Below are 23,723 nucleotides of genomic sequence, written 5' to 3' on the forward strand. Positions count from 1 at the left end.
CACTTCCCTGCGACCTGATCCAAACGACAGGCCCTAGTCCCCGGCCGGGACACCGAGACAGCGCAAGGGCCCGTACTCGCGATGAGTACGGGCCCTTGGGCGTGCGTTCACGGGCGGTCAGCCCACGGTTGCCTTCTCGCGCTCGCGCCGCTCGGCGCTCTGGCGCTCACGGGCCACCTCGGCCGCGTCCCGCTTGAAGGCCCACTCCATCTTCGGCTCCATCGCGAACCGGAAGACCCGCCGCACCGGCTTGGTGCACAGCGCCGTCACGACGGCCGCCGCGGCGACGGTCACGGCGATCTCACCGAGCGGCTGGTGCATCCACGTCGGCTCGAACCAGCCCTGGTAGTCGCCGGCCTTCACCAGGAAGCCGTGCAGCAGGTAGCCGTAGAGCGTGCCGGCGCCGAGCGCGGTGAACCACATGTGGCGGCGCGGCACCCAGGCGAAGAAGCAGGCGGTCAGCACCAGGGAGCAGCCGAACATCGCGAGCACCATGACCGGGCCGGTCCACCACGGCGCGCCCAGCTCCTGCGCGGCGTCCCGGTGGTAGAACCACGCGGTGTTCATGCGCGGCACGGCCCACCAGCTGAAGACAAGCGCGGCGGCGAACACGGGCACCGAGGCGATCCGCACGGAGCGGCGGCGCACCATGTGGAAGTGCTCGGGCTTCATCACCAGGCCCAGCACGAAGAACGGCAGGAACTGGAGCACCCGCTGGAGGTCGAGGTCGTCACCGATCTCCGGGCTGACGGTCGCCAGCATCGCGAGGCCGAGCGCGAGCGGCAGCGGCCAGCGCGCCATCTTCCAGATGGGGGTGGTGAGCCGCCAGATGAACAGCGCGCACAGGAACCAGGTCAGGTACCAGGGGTCGAGGAGGCTGATCTCCTGGTGCGGGTCGTTGTCGATGAACCGCTTGAAGAGCGGGTAGGCCGTCTCGAAGACGATGTACGGCACGGCCACGCCGGTGATGAGGCGCTTGAGCCGGTCGGGCCGCATGTCGAAACTGCGCGAGAAGTAGCCGGAGATGATGATGAACGCCGGCATGTGGAACGCGTAGACGACCTGGTACGCGGCCTCGAGTACCCGGCTGTCGCCCTTGAGCGGTTCCCAGGCGTGGCCCATGGCCACCAGCACGATCGCGAGGTACTTGGCGTTGTCGAAGAACGCGTCGCGCTGCTTGCCGTTCTGCTTCTTCTGGGGGCTCTGCGGCGAGCGCGGGCTCGGCACTCCGTCGGCAGAGGACTGTGCCGGGGGAAGTGGCGCCCTGCGGTCGCCGTTCGGTCGCAGCGAGTTCGTCACAGACCCTCCCACCAGGAGCTCGGGGAGACGATCCGGGACCTCGCTGCGCTTGCGGGGGACGAGGCAGCGTGGAACATCTGAGGCACCCTAGCGTTCCCAGCGGCTATTCGTAAAACGCCGGATGTGAATCCCGGCTATTCACTGTGGGTACCCCGGATTTCAGGTAGTTGACGTCCTTGTCGGAGTGATGGCCAACACATCACCGGACGGCGGACTGTGTTCATCACACCCACCCTGCTTGTCGTGATACTTCCGGACTAAGCGGTGCATAAGACCAGCAGGCGACTCCGGCGGAATGTCCACTTCCGTGCCTCTCCGATGCCTGACCGCAGGGCCGTTGAGGAACTTGCGAGGGTAATTCGAATTAGCTGCGAACGCGTTGTGTGGACACGGAAACGATGCGGTCGAATTCCCTGTGCGGGTGGCCCATCGAATTGTCGTACGAGTCACAGCCGTTCGGCCCGTGGCCCCGAGCGGCGCACCCGGTCCGGACACGAGTGAGGTGGTCGATGTGTCACGGGCCGCATAGCCCGGCCGGGTTGGTGGCACGATGGTTCTGGCGGGGTGCGCGTGGTCGCGTCCCCGGGCCGGGAGAGCGGACCGACCGAGGGTGTGATCAGTTGTGGCCATTTCACTGTCTGTGGTGCTGCTGTTGGCGATCATCCTTGTGGTGTTGCTGAGAGGGGGATCCATCAAGGCAGGACCCGCGATCGTGGCGATCCTCTTCGGCTTCTTCCTCGCCTCGACCGGCATGGCCCCGTCCATCAACCGGTTCCTCAACTCGATAGCGGAGACCATCAACTCCATCAGCTTCTGACCGGGCCGGTGCCGCCGGCCCGAGGAGCGTGGGGATACGCTCCTCCCCGACCAGGGGACAGTGCGTGACGGGGGGAACGTACGGGGATGGCGCTGCGCGACTCCGACCCGGCCGAGGTGGGTGGCTACCGCATCGAGGACCGCCTCGGCTCCGGCGGCATGGGTGTGGTCTACCTGGCCCGTTCGGCCTCCGGCCGGCCCCTCGCGATCAAGGTCGTCCACGGTCAGTACGCCGACGACGACGAGTTCCGCGCCCGGTTCCGCCGCGAGGTGGCAGCCGCCCGCCAGGTCAGCGGCGCCTTCACGGCCCCTGTCGTGGACGCGGACGCCGACGCGATGCGCCCCTGGATGGCCACCCTCTACATTCCGGGCGCGGACCTCGGCACCCACGTCCGCGAGCACGGCCCGCTCCCCCTGCCCCGCCTGCGCGAACTCGCCGCAGGGCTCGCCGAGGCGCTGCGCGACATGCACCGCGCCGGAGTCGTCCACCGCGACCTGAAGCCGGCCAACGTGATGCTCGCCGACGACGGCCCCCGCGTCATCGACTTCGGCATCTCCCGCGCCGCCGAGTTCGCCGCCTCCGACGTCCTCACCCAGACCGGCCGGGTCATGGGCACACCGCCCTTCATGTCCCCGGAACAGTTCGCGTCCCCCCAGGACGTCGGCCCGGCCGCCGACGTCTTCTCCCTCGGCTCGGTCCTCGCCTACGCCGCCACCCGTCGCGGCCCCTTCGACAGCCCGAGCCCCTACGAGACGGCTCTGCGGGTCGTCGAGGGCGAGCCGGAACTCTCCGGCGTACCGGACGAAATGCTCCCCGTCATCCGCCTCTGCCTGAAGAAGCACCACAAGTCCCGCCCGACCGCGGCAGACCTGCTCACCCTGCTCCGCGAGGGCAGCGCCCCCGCCGGCCACCCCCTGCCCGCCACCGGGTCACCCCGGACCCTGCGACCGGGGCCGGGCGCACGGCCGACCGAGCCCGCCGGGACGGTATGGCCCGACGCCGCGCGCACGGACCGGGCGGAAGCCGTGCGCCCCCCGCTCGTGTCCGACCGGACGGACACCGAGCCGGGCGAGGCCCCGCATCGCCGCCTCGACAGGACCCCGGCCGAGCAGCACGAACCGCCGCACGATCCGGCCGCGGCACCGGCGCCCGACGCCGAGCGCGTCCGCAGGCGCCGCAGGCACGGCCTGATGCTGGTCTCGGCCGCCGCGGCCGTCGTGCTCGCCGCGCTCGTCACCACCACCATGGCCCTCATCCCCGACGGCGACCGCGCCCCCTCGTCCGAGGCGGCGCCCGCCGATCTTCCCGAGGGCTGGAAGCCCTGGGCCGCCCGGGCGAAGGGCCCGGAGGGGGGCCGGATGCTCCCGGGTGACTCCTCCTTCCGGCGCTGCGCGGCCGTGGACACGTCCCTGGTGTGCGCCGGAGCCCAGATCATGGCGACCCGCTTCGATCTGGCCGACGGTGGCCCCACATGGACCCGGTTCGTCGACCCCACGGCGCCGGACGGCGTGTCCAACTCCCCGGGCGGGATCATCGGCACGAGCCGGGACCGCGTCTACGCCTACCAGGCGGACGAACGGCAGATGGCCGACGGCGCCGGCCCGCTGTTCACCTACAGCGTCGCCGCCCTGGCCGCCGGCACCGGCGAGGTCCTGTGGCGGACCGAGACGGCCGACGGCCAGATGGCGAGCGCCCCCGACCGGGAGCAGGGAAGCGCCGTGGCCGTCCCGGAAGGTGTCGTCACCTTCTACGGCGGCCAGGGCGACCAGTACGCGCTGCTGGCCGCCGACACCGGCAAGGTCCTCTGGAAGCGCCCGCAGCCGCAGGCCCGAGAGGGCTGCCGACTGCGCGCCGCGGACCGCCGGGCCTACCTGATCTGCACCGACGGGGACCGGACGAACGGCACCGCCCGCACCAGCGTCTCCCAGCTCGGCGCGGCCACCGGCGAGCCGCGCTGGACGGTCGAGGCGAAGGGCGCCCTGGACATGCTCGGCCGGGACGGGAACCGGCTGGTGCTGGCGGACGCCCATGCGCCCGGTTCCGGCCTGACCCGGATCGACCTCTCCTCGCGCGCCCTCACGACCCTGCGGCTCTCCGGCACACTGTCCGACGCATCTGCCGCGTACCTCGTCCGCGGGACCGTCTACCTCACCCGCGGCAGCGGCGGCGTCAGCGCGGTCTCCCCCCGCACGGGCCGGACCCGCTGGGTCAGCAACTCCACCGTCGAGCAGCAAGGGCCCCCGACCGCCTCCGCCACGCACGTGTACTTCGCGTCCCCCAGCGGCCGGGTGGCGGCCCTGAGCGTCGGCACCGGCAAGGTGGAAGGCACCCGCACCGGCCGCGACGACAGCGGCGAGCCCGACAACACCACCGGCGCACCCCTCACCCTGGTCGGCGACGCCCTGTACATCCCGTACGGAGAGCGCTCGGTCTACACGGTCGACGTACGCGACCTGTGAACCCCCGGCCGTCGGCTCAGCCCGAAATCGCTCGACCGGTCGAGCGCCGGCGAGATAGAACGAGCGCCATGAGCTGGGTTGCCAATGTGATGATCTCGGCCGCCGACGCCGACCGGGCCAACGTCGAGGCGCTGAGCGCCTGGCTGAGCGACGAGGCTCCGCATCGCGGCCGGCCGGACGCCTCCGGCGTCGGCGTCGGCGACCTCAACCTCCTCACCGACCAGGACCCCGGATGGGGTGGCTGGAAGTGGCCCGAGTGCCGGGTGTGGGCGGGTGCTCTCAACCACTGCGACCTCGACGCGCTCAGGAAGCGGGTCGCCGAGACGCCGTGGCGGGAGCCGAACGTGGTGCAGCTCCTCGTCATGGACCAGGAGGAATCGTTCTTCCGCCTGTGGATGATCCGGGGCGGCGAACTGAGGCAGTACGCGCCCCTGACGCCGTCCGAAGAGGACGCCGGCTTCTACCTGACCTGATCGTCGGAGGGGCGAAGGTCGGCGACCAGGCGGAAACGTTCCAGAACCGCCGGCGTCGTGTCGTCGACGGTGAAGCCGGGGTCCCCCAAGGCCGCACGCATCTCCTCGCTGTGCCAGAACCGCTCGTGGCCTTCGCGCCACTCGGCTACGCTCGTGTGCCCTTCCCCCTCATCCGTCACGTGCGCGAGATCCACCTGCGCGAGGGGGACGACACGCACGCTGGTCACCTCGACAACCGCTACCGGACGCTGGTCCGAGTCGACGACCACCGAACGGTTCCCGACTTCCGGCAGCGGCTCTCCCTCATGCTCGTAGTCGACGACGAGTCCGGTCGTGGAGGTCTTCGAACCGTTGAGGATGGCTGCGACGAGCTGGTCGCGCAGCGGGCCGGGGAAAGCGAACTCGATCCTGGGCATCGACGCGATGTCTGCGGGTGCGATGGAGTCGGGCGTCATGCGGTCACCGTAACGACACGCCCCCTGGCAAACGATCAGGGCCAGGCGGAGGAATGATCCTCTGACCTGGCCCTGAGCCGTATGGAGCGGGCGACGGGAATCGAACCCGCGTAGCTAGTTTGGAAGACTAGGGCTCTACCATTGAGCTACGCCCGCACAGCGCGCGCCGCAGGTCGGAGTGACCGCGGCACTGAAGGCATCGTAGCGGGTCGGGCCCGTCCGTCGCACACCGCATTCCCGCCGTGGCCGACGCGGCACCGGCCCTGTGGAAATGCGGCGGCCACACCGCCTGGCGGCATGTACCCTACGTGTCGCACCAGACGGGGTGTGGCGCAGCTTGGTAGCGCGTCCGCTTTGGGAGCGGAAGGCCGTGGGTTCAAATCCCGCCACCCCGACCAGCCATCCGGTCACCTCGCGTGATCGTCTCCTGATCACTCCCGTGATCGCCTTTTGGGCGGTGTAGTCGCTGCCGTTACTATGCAAGCTGCACGCCCGTGTGTCTCATCGTCTGAAGTCCTCCGGGCGGCGAAATCCGCCGGGCCGCTCTGGCACCGGCAGAACCCAAGAAGTCAGCCACAAGGAGACCGAACCGTGAAGAGCGCCGTGGAGACCCTGAACCCGACTCGGGTTCGGCTCACTGTCGAGGTGCCCTTCGAGGAGCTCAAGGACAGCCTCGACGCGGCGTACAAGAAGATCAACCAGCAGGTCACGGTGAAGGGCTTCCGCAAGGGCAAGGTCCCGGCCCGGGTCATCGACCAGCGGTTCGGCCGCGGTGCGGTGCTGGAGGAGGCCGTCAACGACGCGCTGCCGAAGTTCTACACCGACGCGGTCAACGAGGCCGAGCTGAGCCCCCTGGGCCAGCCCGAGGTCGACATCACGGAGCTGAAGGACGGCGAGACGCTGAACTTCACCGCCGAGGTCGACATCCGCCCCGCGATCGAGATCCCGGACTACTCCGGCATCGAGGTCGAGGTCGACGCCGTCGAGGTCACCGAGGAGGACGTCGACAAGGCGGTCGAGGAGCTCCGCGAGCGCTTCGCCTCCACCGCCCCGGTCGAGCGTGCCGCCGAGGACGGCGACGTCGTGACGATCGACCTGGAGGCCAAGGTCGAGGGCGAGGTCCTCGAGGACGGCGTCGCGAACGGCGTCTCCTACACCATCGGCTCCGGCGAGCTGCTGGACGGCATCGACGACGCCGTGAAGGGCCTGGAGGCCGGTGGCGAGGCCACCTTCACCTCCGAGCTCAAGGGCGGCTCCGCCGCCGGCAAGGAGGCCGAGGTCACCGTCAAGGTCACCCAGGTCGCCAAGCGTGAACTGCCCGAGCTGGACGACGAGTTCGCGCAGCTCGCCTCCGAGTTCGACACCATCGAGGAGCTGCGCGCCGACAGCCGCAAGCGCCTCGAGAACATGAAGCAGTACGACCAGGCCACGCAGGCCCAGGAGCGCGTCCTGGAGAAGCTGCTCGAGCTGGTCGAGGTCCCGGTCCCCGAGAAGCTGCTCGAGGACGAGGTCAACACGCGCAAGCACAACCTCGAGCACCACCAGCTCGGCCAGATGGGTCTCGACCTCGCGAAGTACCTGGAGATCCAGGGCAAGAGCGAGGAGGAGTTCGAGACCGAGACCCGCGAGGCCGCGGTCAAGGGCATCAAGACCCAGTTCGTCCTCGACGAGCTCGTCAAGCAGGAGAAGCTCAACGTCAACCAGGAGGAGCTCACCGAGCACCTCATGCGGCGTGCGGCCTCCTCCGGCATGTCCCCCGACCAGTTCGCCCAGGCCGTCGTCGAGGGCGGCCAGGTTCCGCTCCTGGTCGGCGAGGTCGCCCGCGGCAAGGCCCTGGCCGTCGTGGTCGAGAAGGCCACGGTCAAGGACACCAACGGCGAGATCATCGACCTCGACGACGAGGACGAGGAGTCCGAGGCCACCGAGGCCGCCGCCGAGGAGACCCCGGCCGAGTCCGCCGAGGAGAAGACCGAGGGCTGAGCCCCCGGGCACCGCGTAACGCCGTAAGGACGGGCCCCGAGACACACAGTGCCTCTCGGGGCCCGTTGGCGTCGCGGCCCAGGGGCGCGGGGAACTGCGCGATCGATCACGACGGGCCCGCGGTCGCACACGGACGGAAACCACCCCCGGCGATCCCGCGCAGCGCTACGCCCCCGGCGAACACTCCCATCTCCGGGATTCCCCGAAGGGACCCGCGCGTTAGGGTCCATGAATACCAGGGCAGTGGAGTCTCCGAACGGCTCCCGCCCCGCAGGGAACACGTGAGACGGCCCGGCGCCGTCGTAAGACGAGCAGGTGGATACGTGACGAATCTGATGCCTTCAGCCGCCGGCGAGCCTTCCATCGGTGGTGGCCTCGGCGACCAGGTCTACAACCGGCTGCTCAACGAGCGGATCATCTTCCTCGGCCAGCCGGTCGACGACGACATCGCGAACAAGATCACCGCACAGCTGCTGCTCCTTGCCGCCGAACCGGACAAGGACATCTACCTGTACATCAACAGCCCCGGCGGTTCGATCACGGCCGGTATGGCGATCTACGACACCATGCAGTACATCAAGAACGACGTGGTGACGATCGCCATGGGCCTCGCGGCCTCGATGGGACAGTTCCTGCTCAGCGCGGGCACCCCCGGCAAGCGCTTCGCGCTGCCGAACGCCGAGATCCTGATCCACCAGCCCTCCGCCGGCCTGGCGGGCTCCGCCTCCGACATCAAGATCCACGCCGAGCGGCTGCTGCACACCAAGAAGCGCATGGCCGAGCTCACCGCCCAGCACACGGGCCAGACGGTCGAGCAGATCACCCGCGACTCGGACCGCGACCGCTGGTTCGACGCGTTCGAGGCCAAGGAGTACGGCCTCATCGACGACGTCATGCCCACGGCCGCCGGCATGCCGGGCGGCGGCGGCACCGGGGCCTGAGAGGGTCCCACGGGGCCTGTGGCGCCCCGTGAGGCCCACGGAGCCCTCCCGGGCCCCAGCGACCCCCAGACAGCCCCAGCCGACCGCCTCAGCCCTTTTCAGGAGACACCGTGAACCAGTTCCCCGGCAGCGGGATCTACGACCGTATGCACGCCGTGCAGGACATGCGCGCCGCTCAGGGCGAGTACACCGGCCCGCAGGCCGAGTCCCGCTACGTCATCCCGCGCTTCGTCGAGCGCACCTCCCAGGGCATCCGCGAGTACGACCCGTACGCGAAGCTCTTCGAGGAGCGCGTGATCTTCCTCGGCGTCCAGATCGACGACGCCTCCGCCAACGACGTCATGGCGCAGCTGCTGTGCCTGGAGTCGATGGACCCCGACCGTGACATCTCGGTCTACATCAACAGCCCCGGCGGCTCCTTCACGGCGCTCACTGCGATCTACGACACGATGCAGTACGTGAAGCCGGACATCCAGACGGTCTGCATGGGCCAGGCGGCCTCCGCCGCCGCCGTCCTGCTGGCCGCCGGCACCCCGGGCAAGCGCATGGCCCTGCCGAACGCCCGCGTGCTGATCCACCAGCCGTACAGCGAGACCGGCCGCGGCCAGGTGTCCGACCTGGAGATCGCCGCCAACGAGATCCTCCGGATGCGCACGCAGCTGGAGGAGATGCTGGCCAAGCACTCCACCCAGTCGATCGACAAGATCCGCGAGGACATCGAGCGCGACAAGATCCTCACGGCCGAGGACGCGCTGAACTACGGGCTGATCGACCAGATCATCACCACCCGGAAGATGGACAACTCGAGCCTGCGCTGAGGCGAGAGGCTGTATCGTCTGCCGCCCCTTGGCACGGTTTGGCACGGTCCACGTCAAAGTGAACCGCGCCAAGGGGGGCCCGAACGGGGGGCCCGGCAAGGTACCGTCGGACATAAGGCAGCACCAGGAGTCCGCTGGACGTCGGCGTCCAGGAGTCTCCCAGGCGAAGGGGAAGCACACCGTGGCACGCATCGGTGACGGCGGCGATCTGCTCAAGTGCTCGTTCTGCGGCAAGAGCCAGAAGCAGGTCAAGAAGCTCATCGCAGGGCCCGGTGTGTACATCTGCGACGAGTGCATCGACCTCTGCAACGAGATCATCGAGGAGGAGCTGGCCGAGACCAGCGAGGTCCGCTGGGAGGAGCTCCCGAAGCCCCGCGAGATCTACGAGTTCCTCGAGGGCTACGTGGTCGGCCAGGAGGCCGCCAAGAAGGCCCTCTCCGTCGCGGTCTACAACCACTACAAGCGGGTCCAGGCCGGCGAGAACGGCGGGGCGAACGGCCGCGACGACGCCATCGAGTTGGCGAAGTCCAACATCCTCCTCCTCGGCCCCACGGGCTCCGGCAAGACCCTCCTCGCGCAGACCCTCGCGCGGATGCTCAACGTCCCCTTCGCGATCGCGGACGCCACGGCCCTGACGGAGGCCGGCTACGTCGGCGAGGACGTCGAGAACATCCTCCTCAAGCTGATCCAGGCCGCCGACTACGACGTCAAGAAGGCCGAGACCGGGATCATCTACATCGACGAGATCGACAAGGTCGCGAGGAAGAGTGAAAACCCCTCGATCACGCGCGACGTCTCGGGCGAGGGCGTCCAGCAGGCCCTGCTGAAGATCCTGGAGGGCACCACGGCCTCGGTCCCGCCGCAGGGCGGCCGCAAACACCCCCACCAGGAGTTCATCCAGATCGACACGACGAACGTGCTGTTCATCGTGGGCGGTGCCTTCGCCGGCCTGGAGAAGATCATCGAGTCCCGCGCCGGCGCCAAGGGGATCGGCTTCGGGGCGCAGATCCGCTCCAAGCGCGAGATGGAGTCCAAGGACCAGTTCCAGGAGGTCATGCCGGAGGACCTGGTCAAGTTCGGCATGATCCCCGAGTTCATCGGCCGCCTCCCCGTCATCACCTCGGTCCACAACCTCGACCGTGAGGCCCTGCTCCAGATCCTCGTCGAGCCGCGCAACGCGCTCGTCAAGCAGTACCAGCGCCTCTTCGAACTCGACGGCGTGGAGCTGGACTTCGAGCGCGAGGCCCTCGAAGCCATCGCGGACCAGGCCATCCTCCGCCAGACGGGCGCGCGAGGGCTGCGCGCCATCATGGAGGAGGTCCTCCAGGGCGTGATGTACGAGGTCCCGTCCCGCAAGGACGTGGCCCGGGTCGTCATCACGGCGGACGTCGTCCAGTCGAACGTGAACCCGACGCTGATTCCGCGCGACGCGCGGGGGCGCGGGCCGGGCGAGCAGAAGACGGCGTAGTCACCCACTGCACGCGTGGGCGCCCGGCACTTCTGCCGGGCGCCTTCGTCGTTGCCGCGTCAGGCCTTGACGCGGACTTCCTTGCGGGCCTTGGTCGTGATGTCGATCGCCACGTCCTTGGTGACGCCCTGCGCCGCGTCACCCGGCGACACGACGGCGATCGTGCTGTAGTCGGCCCACGCGCAGAACCAGTTGGTCTTCTCCTTCTTCGTCAGCCGGTCCTGCCCCTTGACCGACTGGCACTTCATGACCGCACCGTCGAGGTCCGCCGCCTCGGGCTCGCCGACCAGCTCGGGCTTGCCGGACCCGGTGGCGGACTCCTTCTCGGCCGACTTCTTGAAGTTGGCGAAGAACAGGTCCAGAGTCGCCTCAGGGTCGGAGATCTCACCGTAGGCACCGGCCACCGACAGCGTCTTGGCCGTCGCCATCTTCGCCGCGGACGACGGATCGTCGGGGTCGTAGTCGCTCAGGTCCACCGTGGAGTACTGGCCCGCCGCGGACTTGGCGTTCTTGACGCCGCTCTTCTCCAGCTCCGACGTCGAGTCGTCGCCGGCGGTCTGCCCGTCCTTGGTGATGCGCTTGTAGTCGCTGAGCACCGTCGCCGGCGTCGTGAGCTTGTGCGGTCCGTCGTCCTCCAGGGACCCCGCGCCTCCGCCCCCGCCGATCACGAAGTACGCGCCCACGCCGATCGCCGCGACGACCGCCACCGCGCCGATGACGATGCCCGTCTTCTTCTTGCCGCCGCCCGGGGCCGGGGGCTGGGGGACGCCGTACGGGGCCTGGCCGTAGGGCGGCTGCTGGCCGTACGGGGGCTGCTGGCCGTAGGGGTTCGGCTGGGGCGGGACGCCCTGCGGGGGCTGCTGCGGGTAGCCGTACCCGGGCTGGGGCGGAGGGGCCTGCTGGGGGTAGCCGTAGCCGGGCTGGGGTGCCTGCGGCGGCTGGCCGTACGGACCGGGCTGGCCGTACGGTCCGGGCTGCTGGGGCTGCCCGCCGTACGGGCCCGGCTGGTTGTAGCTCATGTTCTGGGTTCCCCTCCAGATGCTTATGCGTTCGAGACATCCTGGCGCAGACCCGTCGTGTGCATGGCATCGGGGCCCCCACCGTTACAAAGCAAACGCGTTTCGGGACGGGGGAGTGACACCTCTAAACTGACCCCCGTGACCGAGAACGCTCAGCAGCAGCCACCAGCGCCCAGCACCGACCTGCCGACCCAGTACGCGCCGGCCGACGTAGAGGGGCCGCTGTACGAGCGCTGGGTGGAGCGGGGTTACTTCGAGGCGGACGAGAAGAGCGACAAGCCGCCGTACACGATCGTCATCCCGCCGCCGAACGTCACGGGCAGCCTGCACCTCGGGCACGCCTTCGAGCACACGCTCATCGACGCCCTGACCCGCCGTAAGCGGATGCAGGGGTACGAGACGCTGTGGCAGCCCGGCATGGACCACGCCGGTATCGCCACGCAGAACGTCGTCGAGCGCGAGCTCGCCAAGGAGGGCAAGTCCCGGCACGACCTGGGCCGTGAGGCCTTCGTCGAGCGGGTCTGGCAGTGGAAGGGCGAGTCCGGCGGGCAGATCAGCGGCCAGATGCGGCGCCTCGGTGACGGCGTCGCCTGGTCGCGCGAGCGCTTCACGATGGACGAGGGCCTCTCCCAGGCCGTCCAGACCATCTTCAAGCGGCTCTACGACGACGAGCTGATCTACCGCGCCGAGCGCATCATCAACTGGTGCCCCCGGTGCCTGACCGCCATCTCGGACATCGAGGTCGAGTACCAGGACGACGACGGCGAGCTCGTCTCCATGAAGTACGGCGACGGGGACGACACCATCGTCGTCGCCACCACCCGCGCCGAGACGATGCTCGGTGACACGGCCGTCGCCGTTCACCCCGAGGACGAGCGGTACAAGCACCTGGTCGGCAAGCTGGTCAAGCTGCCGCTGACCGACCGCTCCATCCCGGTCGTCGCGGACGAGCACGTCGACCCGGAGTTCGGCACGGGTGCCGTCAAGGTCACCCCGGCGCACGACCCGAACGACTTCGAGATCGGCCAGCGCCACGACCTCCCGGCCCTGACGATCATGGACGAGCATGCCGTGATCACCGCTCACGGCCCCTTCCAGGGCCAGGACCGCCTGGAGGCCCGCTCCGCCATCGTCGCCGCGCTGCGCGCCGAGGGCCGGATCGTCGCGGAGAAGCGGCCGTACGTCCACTCCGTCGGCCACTGCTCGCGCTGCAAGACCACCATCGAGCCGCGGCTGTCCATGCAGTGGTGGGTCAAGGTCGGCCCGCTGGCGAAGGCGGCCGGTGACGCCGTCCGTGACGGGCGCGTCAAGATCCACCCGCAGGAGATGGAGAAGCGCTACTTCGACTGGGTCGACAACCTCCACGACTGGTGCATCTCGCGGCAGTTGTGGTGGGGCCACCGCATCCCGGTCTGGTACGGCCCGAACGGCGAGGTCGTCTGCGTCGGCCCCGACGAGGAGCCGCCGAGCGGCGAGGGCTGGCGTCAGGACACCGACGTCCTCGACACCTGGTTCTCCTCCGGCCTGTGGCCGTTCTCCACGCTCGGCTGGCCCGAGCAGACCGAGTCGCTCGCGAAGTTCTACCCGAACTCCGTCCTGGTCACCGGCTACGACATCCTCTTCTTCTGGGTCGCCCGGATGATGATGTTCGGCCTGTACGCGATGGACGGCACCCCGCCGTTCCACACCATCGCCCTGCACGGCATGGTCCGCGACCAGTTCGGCAAGAAGATGTCGAAGTCCTTCGGCAACGCGGTCAATCCGCTGGACTGGATGGACAAGTACGGCTCGGACGCGCTCAGGTTCACTCTGGCCCGTGGCGCGAACCCGGGCGTCGACGTCCCGATCGGCGAGGACTGGGTGCAGGGCTCCCGCAACTTCGCCAACAAGATCTGGAACGCGACGCGCTTCGCGATGATGAACGGCGCGACGGTGGACGGCCCGCTGCCGGATCCGTCGAAGATGTCCGCGACGGACCGCTGGATCCTCTCCCGTCTGAACACGGTCGTCGCGGAAGTCGACGCGTTCTACGACGACTACCAGTTCGCGAAGCTGTCCGACTCCCTGTTCCACTTCGCGTGGGACGAGGTCTTCGACTGGTACGTCGAGCTGTCCAAGACGACGTTCCAGGCGGGCGGCGAGGCGGCCGAGGTCAGCAAGCGCGTCCTCGGTGAGGTCCTCGACGTCACGCTGAAGCTGCTGCACCCGGTGGTCCCCTTCGTCACCGAGACCCTGTGGACCACCCTCACCGGCGGCGAGTCGGTCGTCATCGCCGACTGGCCGAAGGACAGCGGCTTCCGGGACGCCGGCGCCGAGCGTGAGATCGAGAGCCTGCAGTCGGTCATCACCGAGGTCCGCCGCTTCCGCGCCGACCAGGGCCTGCAGCCCGGCCAGCGGGTTCCGGCCCGGCTGACGCTGGACGGCACGCCGTTCGCGACGCACGAGGCCGCCATCCGCCAGCTGCTCCGGCTCCAGCCGGAGGGCGACGCCTTCACGGCCACGGCGACCCTCCCGGTCGCGGGCGCGGAGGTCGCCCTCGACCTGTCCGGCACGATCGACGTGGCGGCGGAGCGCAAGCGTCTCGCGAAGGACCTCGCGGCGGCGGAGAAGGAGAAGGCGCAGGCGAACGCCAAGCTCGGCAACGAGGCGTTCCTGGCGAAGGCCCCCGACCACGTCGTGGACAAGATCCGCACCCGCCTCGCCAAGGCGGAGGAGGACATCGCCCGGATCCAGGCGCAGCTGGAGAGGCTGCCGCAGGGGTAGGGGTTCGTACGGTCGTGAAGGCCCCGGTGCTTGTCGGCGCCGGGGCCTTCACGCGTCTCTTTCAGGGGCGCGGGGAACTGCGCGACAAGCCACACACAACCCGCACGGAAAGGACGACACAAACCACCCCCGACCGATGTCACAGCCGCTCCGTAGACTGGGCCCCGTGAGCGAGCTCCCTCCAGACCACAACGCCGACGACCAGCCCGACCCCCTCGACAGCTTCGACGAGATCATCGCGGAGGAGACCACCCGCGATCCCGACCTCGCCGTCATCGAAGCCGGCAGCCGAACCCTGCGCACCCAGGGCGGACCGCCCGACGCCGACATCCCGACCCGGCCCGCCGACCCCGAGGTCGACAAGGCCCTGCGCGAGGTCGAGGCGGAGCTCGCCACGCGCTGGGGCGAGACCAAGCTGGAGCCCTCCGTCAGCCGGATCGCCGCGCTGATGGACGTGCTGGGGGAGCCGCAGCGGTCGTACCCGTCGATCCACATCACGGGGACCAACGGCAAGACCTCCACGGCCCGCATGATCGAGGCCCTGCTCGGCGCCTTCGAGCTGCGCACCGGCCGCTACACCTCGCCGCACGTGCAGTCGATCACCGAGCGCATCAGCCTGGACGGCGCCCCGATCTCCGCCGAGCGGTTCATCGAGACGTACCAGGACATCAAGCCGTACGTCGAGATGGTCGACGCGCAGCAGGACTACCGGCTGTCCTTCTTCGAGGTGCTCACCGGCATGGCGTACGCGGCGTTCGCCGACGCGCCCGCCGACGTCGCCGTCGTCGAGGTCGGCATGGGCGGCTCCTGGGACGCCACGAACGTGATCGACGGTGACGTCGCCGTCGTCACGCCCATAGACCTCGACCACACCGACCGGCTCGGCACCACGCACTCCGAGATCGCCACGGAGAAGGCCGGCATCATCAAGCAGGGCGCGACGGTCATCATGGCGCAGCAGCCGGTCGACGCCGCGCAGGTGCTGCTGAAGAAGGCCGTCGAGGTGGACGCGACCGTGGCCCGGGAGGGCCTGGAGTTCGGTGTCGTGGAGCGGCAGGTGGCCGTCGGCGGGCAGCTGCTGACGCTGCGCGGGCTGGGCGGCGAGTACCCGGAGGTGTACCTGCCGCTGCACGGCGCGCACCAGGCGCACAACGCGGCCGTCGCGCTCGCCGCCGTCGAGGCGTTCTTCGGCGTCGGCGCGCAGCGGGCCGAGCCGCTCGACTTCGACACGGTCCGCAAGGCCTTCGCGGCCGTCGCCTCGCCGGGCCGGCTGGAGGTCGTGCGGCGTTCCCCGACGGTCGTGCTCGACGCCGCCCACAACCCGGCGGGCGCCCGAGCGGCGGCCGAGGCGATCGGTGAAGCCTTCCAGTTCAGCCGGCTCATCGGTGTCGTCGGCGCGAGCGGCGACAAGAACGTACGGGGGCTGCTGGAGGCCTTCGAGCCGGTGTTCGCCGAGATCGTGGTCACGCAGAACTCCAGCCACCGCGCGATGGACGCCGACGAGCTGGCCGGCATCGCCGTCGAGGTGTTCGGCGAGGAGCGCGTCCAGGTCGAGCCGCGGCTGCCCGACGCGCTGGAGGCCGCGATCACGCTGGCCGAGGAGGAGGGCGAGTTCGCGGGTGGCGGTGTGCTCGTCACCGGTTCCGTCATCACCGTCGGCGAGGCCCGACTGCTCCTGGGGAGGGGCTGAGTTCCGTGCGTACGCTGTGTTCTTCGACCCTGATCGGCGAGTTCTTCATCATCGGCTTCGCCGGCCTGGTCGCCATGAAGGATCCCGACCTGTCCATGACCACCGTGTGGACGGTCAGCGGTGTCGCGATGTTCCTGTGCCTGGTGCTGTGCGGCCTGGTGACGCGCCCGGGCGGGGTCGCGCTCGGCTGGGCGTTGCAGATCGCGCTCATCGCGTCGGGCTTCGCCGTGCCGATGATGTTCTTCCTGGGCGTGGTCTTCGCGGCCCTGTGGTGGGCGTCCGTGCACTACGGGCGGAAGGTGGACGAGGCGAAGGCGAGATTCGCGGCCCAGGCCGACTCCTCCACACCTGACGCTGCGTAACAGGCGCCCCGACACGCCGGGTAATCTCGTCCCACCGCTAAACCTTGACTCAAAGGAGCCCGTCGTGAGCCAGCGCACCCTCGTCCTCCTCAAGCCCGACGCCGTCCGTCGCGGCCTGACCGGCGAGATCATCAGCCGCATCGAGCGCAAGGCGGGCTGGGCGATCACCGCGCTGGAGCTGCGCACCCTGGACCAGGACACGCTGGAGCAGCACTACGGCGAGCACAAGGGCAAGCCCTTCTACGAGCCGCTGGTGGAGTTCATGGCCTCCGGCCCGGTCGTGGTGATGATCGTCGAGGGTGAGCGGGTCATCGAGGGGCTGCGCGCGCTCGCCGGCCCGACCGACCCGATCGCCGCGGCCCCGGGCTCCATCCGTGGCGACTACGGCGTCATCGTCCGGGAGAACCTGATCCACGCCTCCGACTCGGAGGAGTCCGCCGAGCGTGAGGTGAAGATCTTCTTCCCGGGTCGCGCCTGAATCGAAACGGCGAGGGAAGTCTGGGGGCCACGGCTCCCGGACTTTTCTGGCATATGCGTGGCGATCGAGGGAACGATGGTCCCCGAACGCCCGTCTCCACAAGCGAACCCGCACAGCATCTGCTGACAATGGCGGAGACCCTCCCGCAGTGTTCGCGAAGGCGCGTCTACGATGGAAGCCTTCACGTCACAGCACCCACCTTTGCCTACCTGAAAAGCCCTCAAAAGCTAGTGGGAAGGCCAGACGAATCCTGATGGGGAACTCAATGTCGTTCATCGGCCGTGACATGGCTGTCGACCTCGGGACCGCCAACACGCTGGTGTACGTCAGGGGTCGCGGGATCGTACTCAACGAGCCGTCCGTCGTCGCGATCAACACCAACACCGGTGGCATCCTCGCGGTCGGTGCCGAAGCGAAGAAGATGATCGGGCGCACGCCGGGCAACATCGTTGCCGTTCGTCCGCTGAAGGACGGTGTGATCGCCGACTTCGAGATCACCGAGCGGATGCTCCGCTACTTCATCCTGAAGATCCACAAGCGGCGGTATCTGGCTCGTCCGCGGGTCGTCGTCTGTGTGCCCTCGGGCATCACGGGCGTCGAGCGCCGCGCCGTCATCGAGGCGTCGTCCCAGGCCGGCGCCCGCCAGGTGCACATCATCGAGGAGCCCATGGCCGCGGCCATCGGCTCCGGCCTGCCGGTCCACGAGGCCACGGGCAACATGGTGGTCGACATCGGCGGCGGCACCACGGAGGTCGCGGTCATCTCCCTCGGCGGCATCGTCACCGCCCAGTCCATCCGTGTCGCGGGCGACGAACTGGACAACGCGATCATCCAGCACATCAAGAAGGAATACTCCCTTCTGCTGGGTGAGCGGACGGCCGAGCAGATCAAGATCACGATCGGTTCGGCGTACGACCTGGACTCCGACGAGCACACCGAAATCCGCGGCCGGGACCTGGTCTCCGGGCTGCCGAAGACCGTCGTCATCTCCGCGGCCGAAGTCCGCAAGGCGATCGAGGAGCCGGTCAACGCGATCGTCGACGCCGTCAAGACGACCCTCGACAAATGCCCGCCGGAGCTGTCCGGCGACATCATGGACCGAGGAATCGTTCTGACCGGCGGCGGAGCGCTGCTGCGGGGCCTGGACGAGCGGTTGCGCCGGGAGACCGGTATGCCGATCCATATCGCCGAGGATCCGCTGGACAGCGTGGCGCTCGGGTCCGGCAAGTGCGTCGAGGAGTTCGAGGCGCTCCAGCAGGTTCTGGACGCCCAGCCGCGCAGATGACGTAACTCTTCGATTCCGCCGTACGGGACGATCTCCTCTCGTACGGCGGATCGTTGATATAGAGGCACAAGCTCCCACAATGCAGCCCCTCGGGTTTCCCTGGGGCTTCCCGAATTCCTATGAGGAAGGGCACGGCCGCCGCACGTGAGGGACACACGAGAGAGCCGGCTGCTCCTGGTGCTGCTGATCGCCATCGCGTTCGCGTTGATCACGGTGGACATTCGCGGTGGGGAGGATTCCCCCGTCGACGGTGCCCGGCAGGCCGCGGCGACGGTCTTCGGCCCGATCGAGAGTGGTGTGTCGGCCGCGGTCGACCCGGTCGGCAACGCGGTCTCCGCCATCCGGGAATCCGGCGAGCGGCACGACCGGCTCGCCGTACTGGAGGAGGAGAACGCGGCCCTGAAGGCGCGGCTCGGCAGCGACGACCGCAGTCGCAGCCGCCTCAAGCAGCTCGACAAGATGCTGAAGATCGCCGGCCAGGGCCAGTACGGCATCAAGGGCGCCGAGGTCATCGCCATCGGAGCCGCCCAGGGCTTCTCCTGGACGATCACCATCGACGTCGGCGCGGACGACGGCATCAAACGCGACATGACCGTCCTGAACGGGGACGGGCTCGTCGGCCGGGTCACCACCGTCGGGCCCGAAACCGCCACGGTCCTGCTCGCCAGCGACCCCGACTTCACGGTCGGCACCCGGATGGAGGCCAGCGACGAGCTCGGCTTCGCCTCCGGGCAGGGCGACCGCCCGCTGCGCGTGGAACTCCTCAACGGCAAGGCGGAGGTGAAGAAGGGCGACCGCCTGGTCACCTTCGGCTCGCAGGCCGACCGGCCGTTCGTGCCGGGCGTGCCCGTCGGCGTGGTCTCCCGCGTCGACCCGTCCGGCGGCGGGCTGACCCGCACGCTCTACGTCACGCCGTACGCCGCCTTCAGCAAGCTCGACATCGTCGGTGTCGTCGTCGAGGCCCCGAAGAAGGACCCGCGCGACACGGTGCTCCCGCCCAAGCCGAAGCCGACCCCCAGGCCGACGGTGACGGTGACCGTGACGCCGTCCGCCGAGGCACCGTCAGACGGCCAGAACCAGCAAGAGCAGTAGGAGCTGTCACCCCATGCGCGTCAACCGGATCCTGCTCTCCTCCGCCCTGGTCGTCGTCGCCCTGGTGATCCAGGTGAGCGTCCTCGCCCGCCTCCATCTGCCGGGCGCCGTGCCCGACCTGATGCTCCTCACCGTCCTCGGCCTCGCCCTGGTGTACGGCCATGTGGGTGGTGCCCTCGTCGGTTTCGGCGCCGGCCTGCTGGCCGATCTGGCCCCGCCCGCCGATCACGCCGCCGGGCGCTACGCCCTCGTGCTGTGCGTCATCGGCTACCTCGCGGGCCTGGTGAAACCGGAGACGGGCCGGCTGAAGTCCGCGACCGGCCCCATGGTCGTGGTGGTCGCCGCCGCCCTCGGCTCCACCCTGCTGTACGCCGGGGTCGGTGCCCTCGTCGGTGACACCGCCGCCCGGCATGTGGGCCTGGGCAGCCTGCTGTTCACGGCCGCCCTGTACGACCTGCTGCTCGCCCCGTTCGTGGTGCCCGGGGTGATGGCGCTGGCCAGGCGCGCCGAGAACGATCCGCTCGCCGAGACCGGCTCCGCCGCCAAGGCCACCGACATCTCCTCCGGCTGGCTCTCCGGAGGCACCGGCCTGAGGATCGGCAGCCAGCGGAACGGGCTGCGGGTGAAGGCGGCCCGGGCACGGATGGCGCGGGCCGGGCGCATCAAGGGGGTCAAGCGGCTGTGAGCGCAGCGAAGTTCACCCGAACGGACCGGTCCGGTAGGAACGCCGGCTCGTGGGCCCGTCGTTCCTCACTCGTATCCGCACACACCTGCCCGGACACATCTCGGCATCCGGGCCCGGCTCTGTACTCGCACATCCGTACGCGCACTGAGAGGGGGAGGCAGCCGCAGTGACCAACATCCCCGAGACCGGGCGGAACCCACGGGTCCAGATCCGGCTCGTCGTCATCCAGGTCCTCGTCCTGTCCCTCCTGCTCACCCTCGGCGGACGCCTGTGGTACCTCCAGATCCGTGAGGGCGCGGCCTACGCCAAGGAGGCGTCGGGGAACCACGTCCAGCAGGTCGTCCAGCCGGCCGTCCGCGGCTCCATCCTGGACGCGCGCGGCGTGGCCCTCGCCGACAACGAGACACGACTGGTCGTCTCCGCCTCCCGCACCGACCTGCTGAAGATGCCGGACGACGGCAAGGACGTCCTCACCAAGCTCGCCGGCGTGCTGGGCATGACCCCCAAGGAGGTCATGGAGAAGGTCCGGCTGTGCGACGCCGAGACACCCCAGCCCTGCTGGAACGGCTCGCCGTACCAGCCCATCCCCATCACCGACGAGGCCACCCCCAAGCAGGCCCTCCAGATCCGCGAGCGCGCCGAGGACTTCCCCGGCATCACCGCCGAGCCGGAGGCCGTGCGCCGCTACCCGAGCCCGGGCAAGGCCAACACCGCCCAGGTGCTCGGCTACCTCTCGCCGGTCACCGACGAGGAGATCAAGCAGGCCCAGAACACCAACTCGCCCTACCTGCGCTCCGACCAGGTCGGCCGCTCCGGCCTGGAGCGCCAGTACGACAAGCAACTGCGCGGCAAGGCCGGCGTCACGCGCTACGAGGTCGACAACCTCGGCCGCGTCATCGGCCAGGCCGAGGCCGACCCGGCCCACCCCGGCGACAACCTCGTCACCAGCATCGACGCCCGCGTCCAGCGGATCGCCGAGTACCAGCTGAACGAGGCCATGAAGGAGGCCCGCAAGCAGCACGACCGGAACACCGGCACCAACTACAAGGCGGACTCCGGCGCCGTCGTCGTCATGGAGGCCAAGACCGGCCGCGTCGTCGCCATGGCCTCCAACCCGACGTACGACCCGAACGCCTGGGTGGGCGGCATCTCCGCCAAGGACTACGCCAGGCTCACCGGCAAGAAGTCCAACTACCCGCTGCTCAACCGCGCGATCCAGGGCCAGTCCGCGCCCGGCTCGATCTTCAAGGTCATCCCGACGGCCGCCGCGATCAACGCGGGCTACTCCTTCGACGGCCCCTACCAGTGCTCCAGCTCTTACAACCTCGGCGGCCAGGTCTTCAAGAACTTCGAGTCCAAGGGGTACGGCCCGATCAGCCTCGGCCGCGCCCTGGAGGTCTCCTGCGACACGGTCTTCTACCGGCTCTCGCACGAGGAATGGAAGAAGGACGGCGGCGCCAAGCCGAAGAAGCACCCCAACGACTGGTTCTACAAGACCGCCCACCAGTTCGGCCTCGGCAAGGAGACCGGCATCGACCTGCCCAACGAGGTCACCGGCCGCGTCCCCGACCGCCAGTGGAAGCTGAACTACTGGAAGGCCAACAAGGACGCCTGGTGCCGCACCGGCAAGCGGAACGGCAGCTACGCCGAGAAGATCGCCTACGAGAACTGCCTCGAAGGCAACCGCATGCGCGCCGGTGACTCCGTCAACTACTCCATCGGCCAGGGCGACACCCTCGTCACGCCCATCCAGATGGCCACCATCTACTCGGCCATCTCCAACGGCGGCACCCTCTACAACCCCTCCGTCGGCAAGGCCGTCATCAGCGCCGACGGCAAGACCGTCACGCCGATCAAGCCCCGGTCGCACGGCAAGCTGCCGATGACGCAGCAGACGCGCGACCGGATAGACGATGCCCTCGCGGGAGTCGCCACCCGCGGTACGGCCGCCTGGCGGTTCGGCGGCTGGCCGCAGGACAAGATCCCTATGCACGCCAAGACGGGTACGGCGGAGGTCTACGGCAAGCAGACCACCTCCTGGTTCGCCACGTACACCAAGGACTACTCGATCGTCATGACGATCTCCCAGGGTGGTACGGGCTCCGGCGCCTCGGGCCCCGCCGTCCGCAACATCTACAACGCGCTGTACGGCGTCTCCGAGGACGGCGACATCGACTCCAAGAAGGCCCTGCTGCCCACCCCGGAGAAGGCCCTGCCGAAGGTCAAGACCGACGGCACCATCGCCTCCCCGAAGATCCCCAAGGACCCGGCCAAGGACCAGCAGGCGAAGAAGAAGGACCCGAACGCCCCGGCCGACCCGCTCCAGCCGGCGACGACGGCCCCGCCGACGCCGGAGAACCGTGACACCCGAAGGCGCCGGCGCCGGCGGGGAAGCCGGAGGTTGCCGACATGACCGGCGGTGTGAACAGCTTCCAGGTCTCCGGCTACGGCCCCGAGCGCTCCGGCTGGACCCGGCTCCTCGCCCGCGACTCGGTGGCGCGGCGGCTCGACTGGCCGATCCTGCTGTCCGCGATGGCCCTGTCGCTGCTCGGCACGCTCCTCGTCTACTCGGCGACGCGCAACCGGACGGAGCTCAACCAGGGCGATCCCTACTACTTCCTCATCCGGCACCTGCTCAACACCGGCATCGGCCTCGCCCTGATGGCCGGCACGATCTGGCTCGGCCACCGCGGCCTGCGCACGGCCGTGCCGGTCCTGTACGGCCTCTCGGTCCTGCTGATCCTCTTGGTGCTCACGCCGCTGGGCTCCACGATCAACGGCGCCCACTCCTGGATCAAGCTCCCCGGCGGCTTCTCCCTCCAGCCGTCGGAGTTCGTGAAGGTCACGATCATCCTCGGCATGGCGATGCTGCTGGCGGCCAGAGTCGACGCCGGCGACAGGCAGTACCCCGACCACCGCACGGTCATGCAGGCACTGGGGCTGGCCGCCGTACCCATGCTGATCGTGATGCTCATGCCCGACCTCGGGTCGGTCATGGTCATGGTCATCATCGTGCTCGGTGTGCTGCTCGCCTCCGGTGCCTCCAACCGCTGGGTGTTCGGACTGCTCGGCGCGGGCGCGATCGGCGCGATCACCGTCTGGCAGATCGGGGTGCTCGACGACTACCAGATCGCCCGCTTCGCTGCCTTCGCCAACCCCGAGCTCGACCCGGCCGGCGTCGGCTACAACACCAACCAGGCCCGCATCGCCATCGGCTCCGGCGGCCTGACCGGCTCCGGCCTCTTCCACGGCTCGCAGACCACCGGCCAGTTCGTGCCCGAGCAGCAGACGGACTTCGTCTTCACGGTGGCGGGGGAGGAGCTGGGCTTCATCGGCGGCGGCCTGATCATCGTGCTGCTCGGCATCGTCCTGTGGCGGGCCTGCCGCATCGCCCGGGAGACCACCGACCTGTACGGCACGATCGTGGCCGCCGGCATCGTCGCCTGGTTCGCCTTCCAGACCTTCGAGAACGTCGGGATGACGCTCGGCATCATGCCGGTCACCGGCCTGCCGCTGCCGTTCGTCTCGTACGGCGGTTCGTCGATGTTCGCCGTGTGGATAGCGGTCGGTCTGCTGCAGTCCATCCGGGTACAGCGCCCGATGTCGGCGTGAACACCGGCGGGGCGGCCCCCTGCCGCC

At 69.3% G+C, this 23,723-nt stretch carries 19 protein-coding genes and 2 tRNA genes; 17 read left to right on the plus strand and 4 right to left on the minus strand.

Annotated elements, in window-relative coordinates:
- Window positions 1–117 precede the first annotated feature (117 nt).
- Window positions 118–1,299 (minus strand): acyltransferase family protein, encoded by a 1,182-nt coding sequence (locus GTY47_RS37525; RefSeq protein WP_040903426.1) that lies wholly within the window; start codon window positions 1,297–1,299, stop codon window positions 118–120.
- 622 nt (window positions 1,300–1,921) lie between these two features.
- Here GTY47_RS37525 and GTY47_RS37530 point away from each other — a divergent pair.
- From GTY47_RS37530 to GTY47_RS37540, 3 genes are all read left to right on the plus strand, one after another.
- On the plus strand, window positions 1,922–2,116 hold the full coding sequence (locus tag GTY47_RS37530) for a hypothetical protein (protein ID WP_010041885.1): 195 nt from the start codon (window positions 1,922–1,924) through the stop codon (window positions 2,114–2,116).
- A gap of 86 nt (window positions 2,117–2,202) precedes the next feature.
- Window positions 2,203–4,575 (plus strand): serine/threonine-protein kinase, encoded by a 2,373-nt coding sequence (locus tag GTY47_RS37535; RefSeq protein ID WP_010041887.1) that lies wholly within the window; start codon window positions 2,203–2,205, stop codon window positions 4,573–4,575.
- Window positions 4,576–4,643: 68 nt separating this feature from the next.
- Complete coding sequence (locus tag GTY47_RS37540; protein WP_010041888.1) at window positions 4,644–5,048, plus strand: hypothetical protein; 405 nt, start codon at window positions 4,644–4,646, stop codon at window positions 5,046–5,048.
- Here the strand turns inward: GTY47_RS37540 and GTY47_RS37545 are convergent.
- The gene (locus GTY47_RS37545) at window positions 5,036–5,503 is read right to left on the minus strand and encodes an ASCH domain-containing protein (protein WP_010041889.1); all 468 of its coding nucleotides are present in this window, start codon (window positions 5,501–5,503) and stop codon (window positions 5,036–5,038) included. The genes GTY47_RS37540 and GTY47_RS37545 overlap by 13 nt on opposite strands.
- Before the next feature lie 82 nt (window positions 5,504–5,585).
- Window positions 5,586–5,659: transfer RNA gene (locus GTY47_RS37550), tRNA-Gly, on the minus strand.
- A gap of 165 nt (window positions 5,660–5,824) precedes the next feature.
- Here GTY47_RS37550 and GTY47_RS37555 point away from each other — a divergent pair.
- The 5 genes from GTY47_RS37555 (at window position 5,825) to clpX (ending at window position 10,710) form a co-directional block, all read left to right on the plus strand.
- Window positions 5,825–5,901 (plus strand) — tRNA-Pro (locus GTY47_RS37555).
- A gap of 193 nt (window positions 5,902–6,094) precedes the next feature.
- Window positions 6,095–7,483 carry a trigger factor gene (gene tig / locus GTY47_RS37560; RefSeq protein WP_010041891.1) on the plus strand — a complete coding sequence of 463 codons (1,389 nt, stop codon included), beginning with the start codon at window positions 6,095–6,097 and terminating at the stop codon, window positions 7,481–7,483.
- Window positions 7,484–7,818: 335 nt separating this feature from the next.
- Entirely contained in the window at window positions 7,819–8,424 is a 606-nt protein-coding gene (locus tag GTY47_RS37565) for an ATP-dependent Clp protease proteolytic subunit (protein ID WP_010041894.1), read from the plus strand.
- A 110-nt stretch (window positions 8,425–8,534) separates the two neighbouring features.
- Entirely contained in the window at window positions 8,535–9,242 is a 708-nt protein-coding gene (locus GTY47_RS37570) for an ATP-dependent Clp protease proteolytic subunit (RefSeq protein WP_010041897.1), read from the plus strand.
- A 181-nt stretch (window positions 9,243–9,423) separates the two neighbouring features.
- The gene (gene clpX / locus GTY47_RS37575; protein WP_010041898.1) at window positions 9,424–10,710 is read left to right on the plus strand and encodes an ATP-dependent Clp protease ATP-binding subunit ClpX; all 1,287 of its coding nucleotides are present in this window, start codon (window positions 9,424–9,426) and stop codon (window positions 10,708–10,710) included.
- A 59-nt stretch (window positions 10,711–10,769) separates the two neighbouring features.
- On the opposite strand, the gene GTY47_RS37580 is transcribed toward clpX, so the two are convergent.
- Complete coding sequence (locus GTY47_RS37580) at window positions 10,770–11,729, minus strand: hypothetical protein (protein WP_010041899.1); 960 nt, start codon at window positions 11,727–11,729, stop codon at window positions 10,770–10,772.
- 138 nt (window positions 11,730–11,867) lie between these two features.
- Between GTY47_RS37580 and GTY47_RS37585 the strand changes: the two genes are divergently transcribed.
- The 9 genes from GTY47_RS37585 (at window position 11,868) to rodA (ending at window position 23,696) form a co-directional block, all read left to right on the plus strand.
- The gene (locus GTY47_RS37585) at window positions 11,868–14,492 is read left to right on the plus strand and encodes a valine--tRNA ligase (protein WP_010041900.1); all 2,625 of its coding nucleotides are present in this window, start codon (window positions 11,868–11,870) and stop codon (window positions 14,490–14,492) included.
- Window positions 14,493–14,658: 166 nt separating this feature from the next.
- The gene (locus GTY47_RS37590; RefSeq protein WP_010041901.1) at window positions 14,659–16,182 is read left to right on the plus strand and encodes a folylpolyglutamate synthase/dihydrofolate synthase family protein; all 1,524 of its coding nucleotides are present in this window, start codon (window positions 14,659–14,661) and stop codon (window positions 16,180–16,182) included.
- Between the two features lie 5 nt (window positions 16,183–16,187).
- Entirely contained in the window at window positions 16,188–16,544 is a 357-nt protein-coding gene (locus GTY47_RS37595) for a DUF4233 domain-containing protein (RefSeq protein WP_010041902.1), read from the plus strand.
- A 64-nt stretch (window positions 16,545–16,608) separates the two neighbouring features.
- Entirely contained in the window at window positions 16,609–17,022 is a 414-nt protein-coding gene (gene ndk, locus GTY47_RS37600; RefSeq protein WP_010041905.1) for a nucleoside-diphosphate kinase, read from the plus strand.
- A 265-nt stretch (window positions 17,023–17,287) separates the two neighbouring features.
- The gene (locus GTY47_RS37605) at window positions 17,288–18,307 is read left to right on the plus strand and encodes a rod shape-determining protein (protein WP_004001297.1); all 1,020 of its coding nucleotides are present in this window, start codon (window positions 17,288–17,290) and stop codon (window positions 18,305–18,307) included.
- 144 nt (window positions 18,308–18,451) lie between these two features.
- Entirely contained in the window at window positions 18,452–19,399 is a 948-nt protein-coding gene (gene mreC, locus GTY47_RS37610) for a rod shape-determining protein MreC (RefSeq protein WP_010041910.1), read from the plus strand.
- Between the two features lie 13 nt (window positions 19,400–19,412).
- On the plus strand, window positions 19,413–20,084 hold the full coding sequence (gene mreD, locus GTY47_RS37615) for a rod shape-determining protein MreD (RefSeq protein ID WP_010041914.1): 672 nt from the start codon (window positions 19,413–19,415) through the stop codon (window positions 20,082–20,084).
- A gap of 166 nt (window positions 20,085–20,250) precedes the next feature.
- Window positions 20,251–22,497 carry a penicillin-binding protein 2 gene (mrdA, locus tag GTY47_RS37620; protein ID WP_010041916.1) on the plus strand — a complete coding sequence of 749 codons (2,247 nt, stop codon included), beginning with the start codon at window positions 20,251–20,253 and terminating at the stop codon, window positions 22,495–22,497.
- Window positions 22,494–23,696 (plus strand): rod shape-determining protein RodA, encoded by a 1,203-nt coding sequence (gene rodA, locus GTY47_RS37625; protein ID WP_010041918.1) that lies wholly within the window; start codon window positions 22,494–22,496, stop codon window positions 23,694–23,696. Before mrdA ends, rodA begins: the two co-directional genes overlap by 4 nt.
- The last annotated feature ends 27 nt before the right edge of the window (window positions 23,697–23,723 follow it).

Origin of the sequence: Streptomyces sp. SID5464 (assembly GCF_009862985.1) — a bacterium.
In the GTDB taxonomy this organism is placed as follows: Bacteria; Actinomycetota; Actinomycetes; order Streptomycetales; family Streptomycetaceae; genus Streptomyces; species Streptomyces chartreusis_D.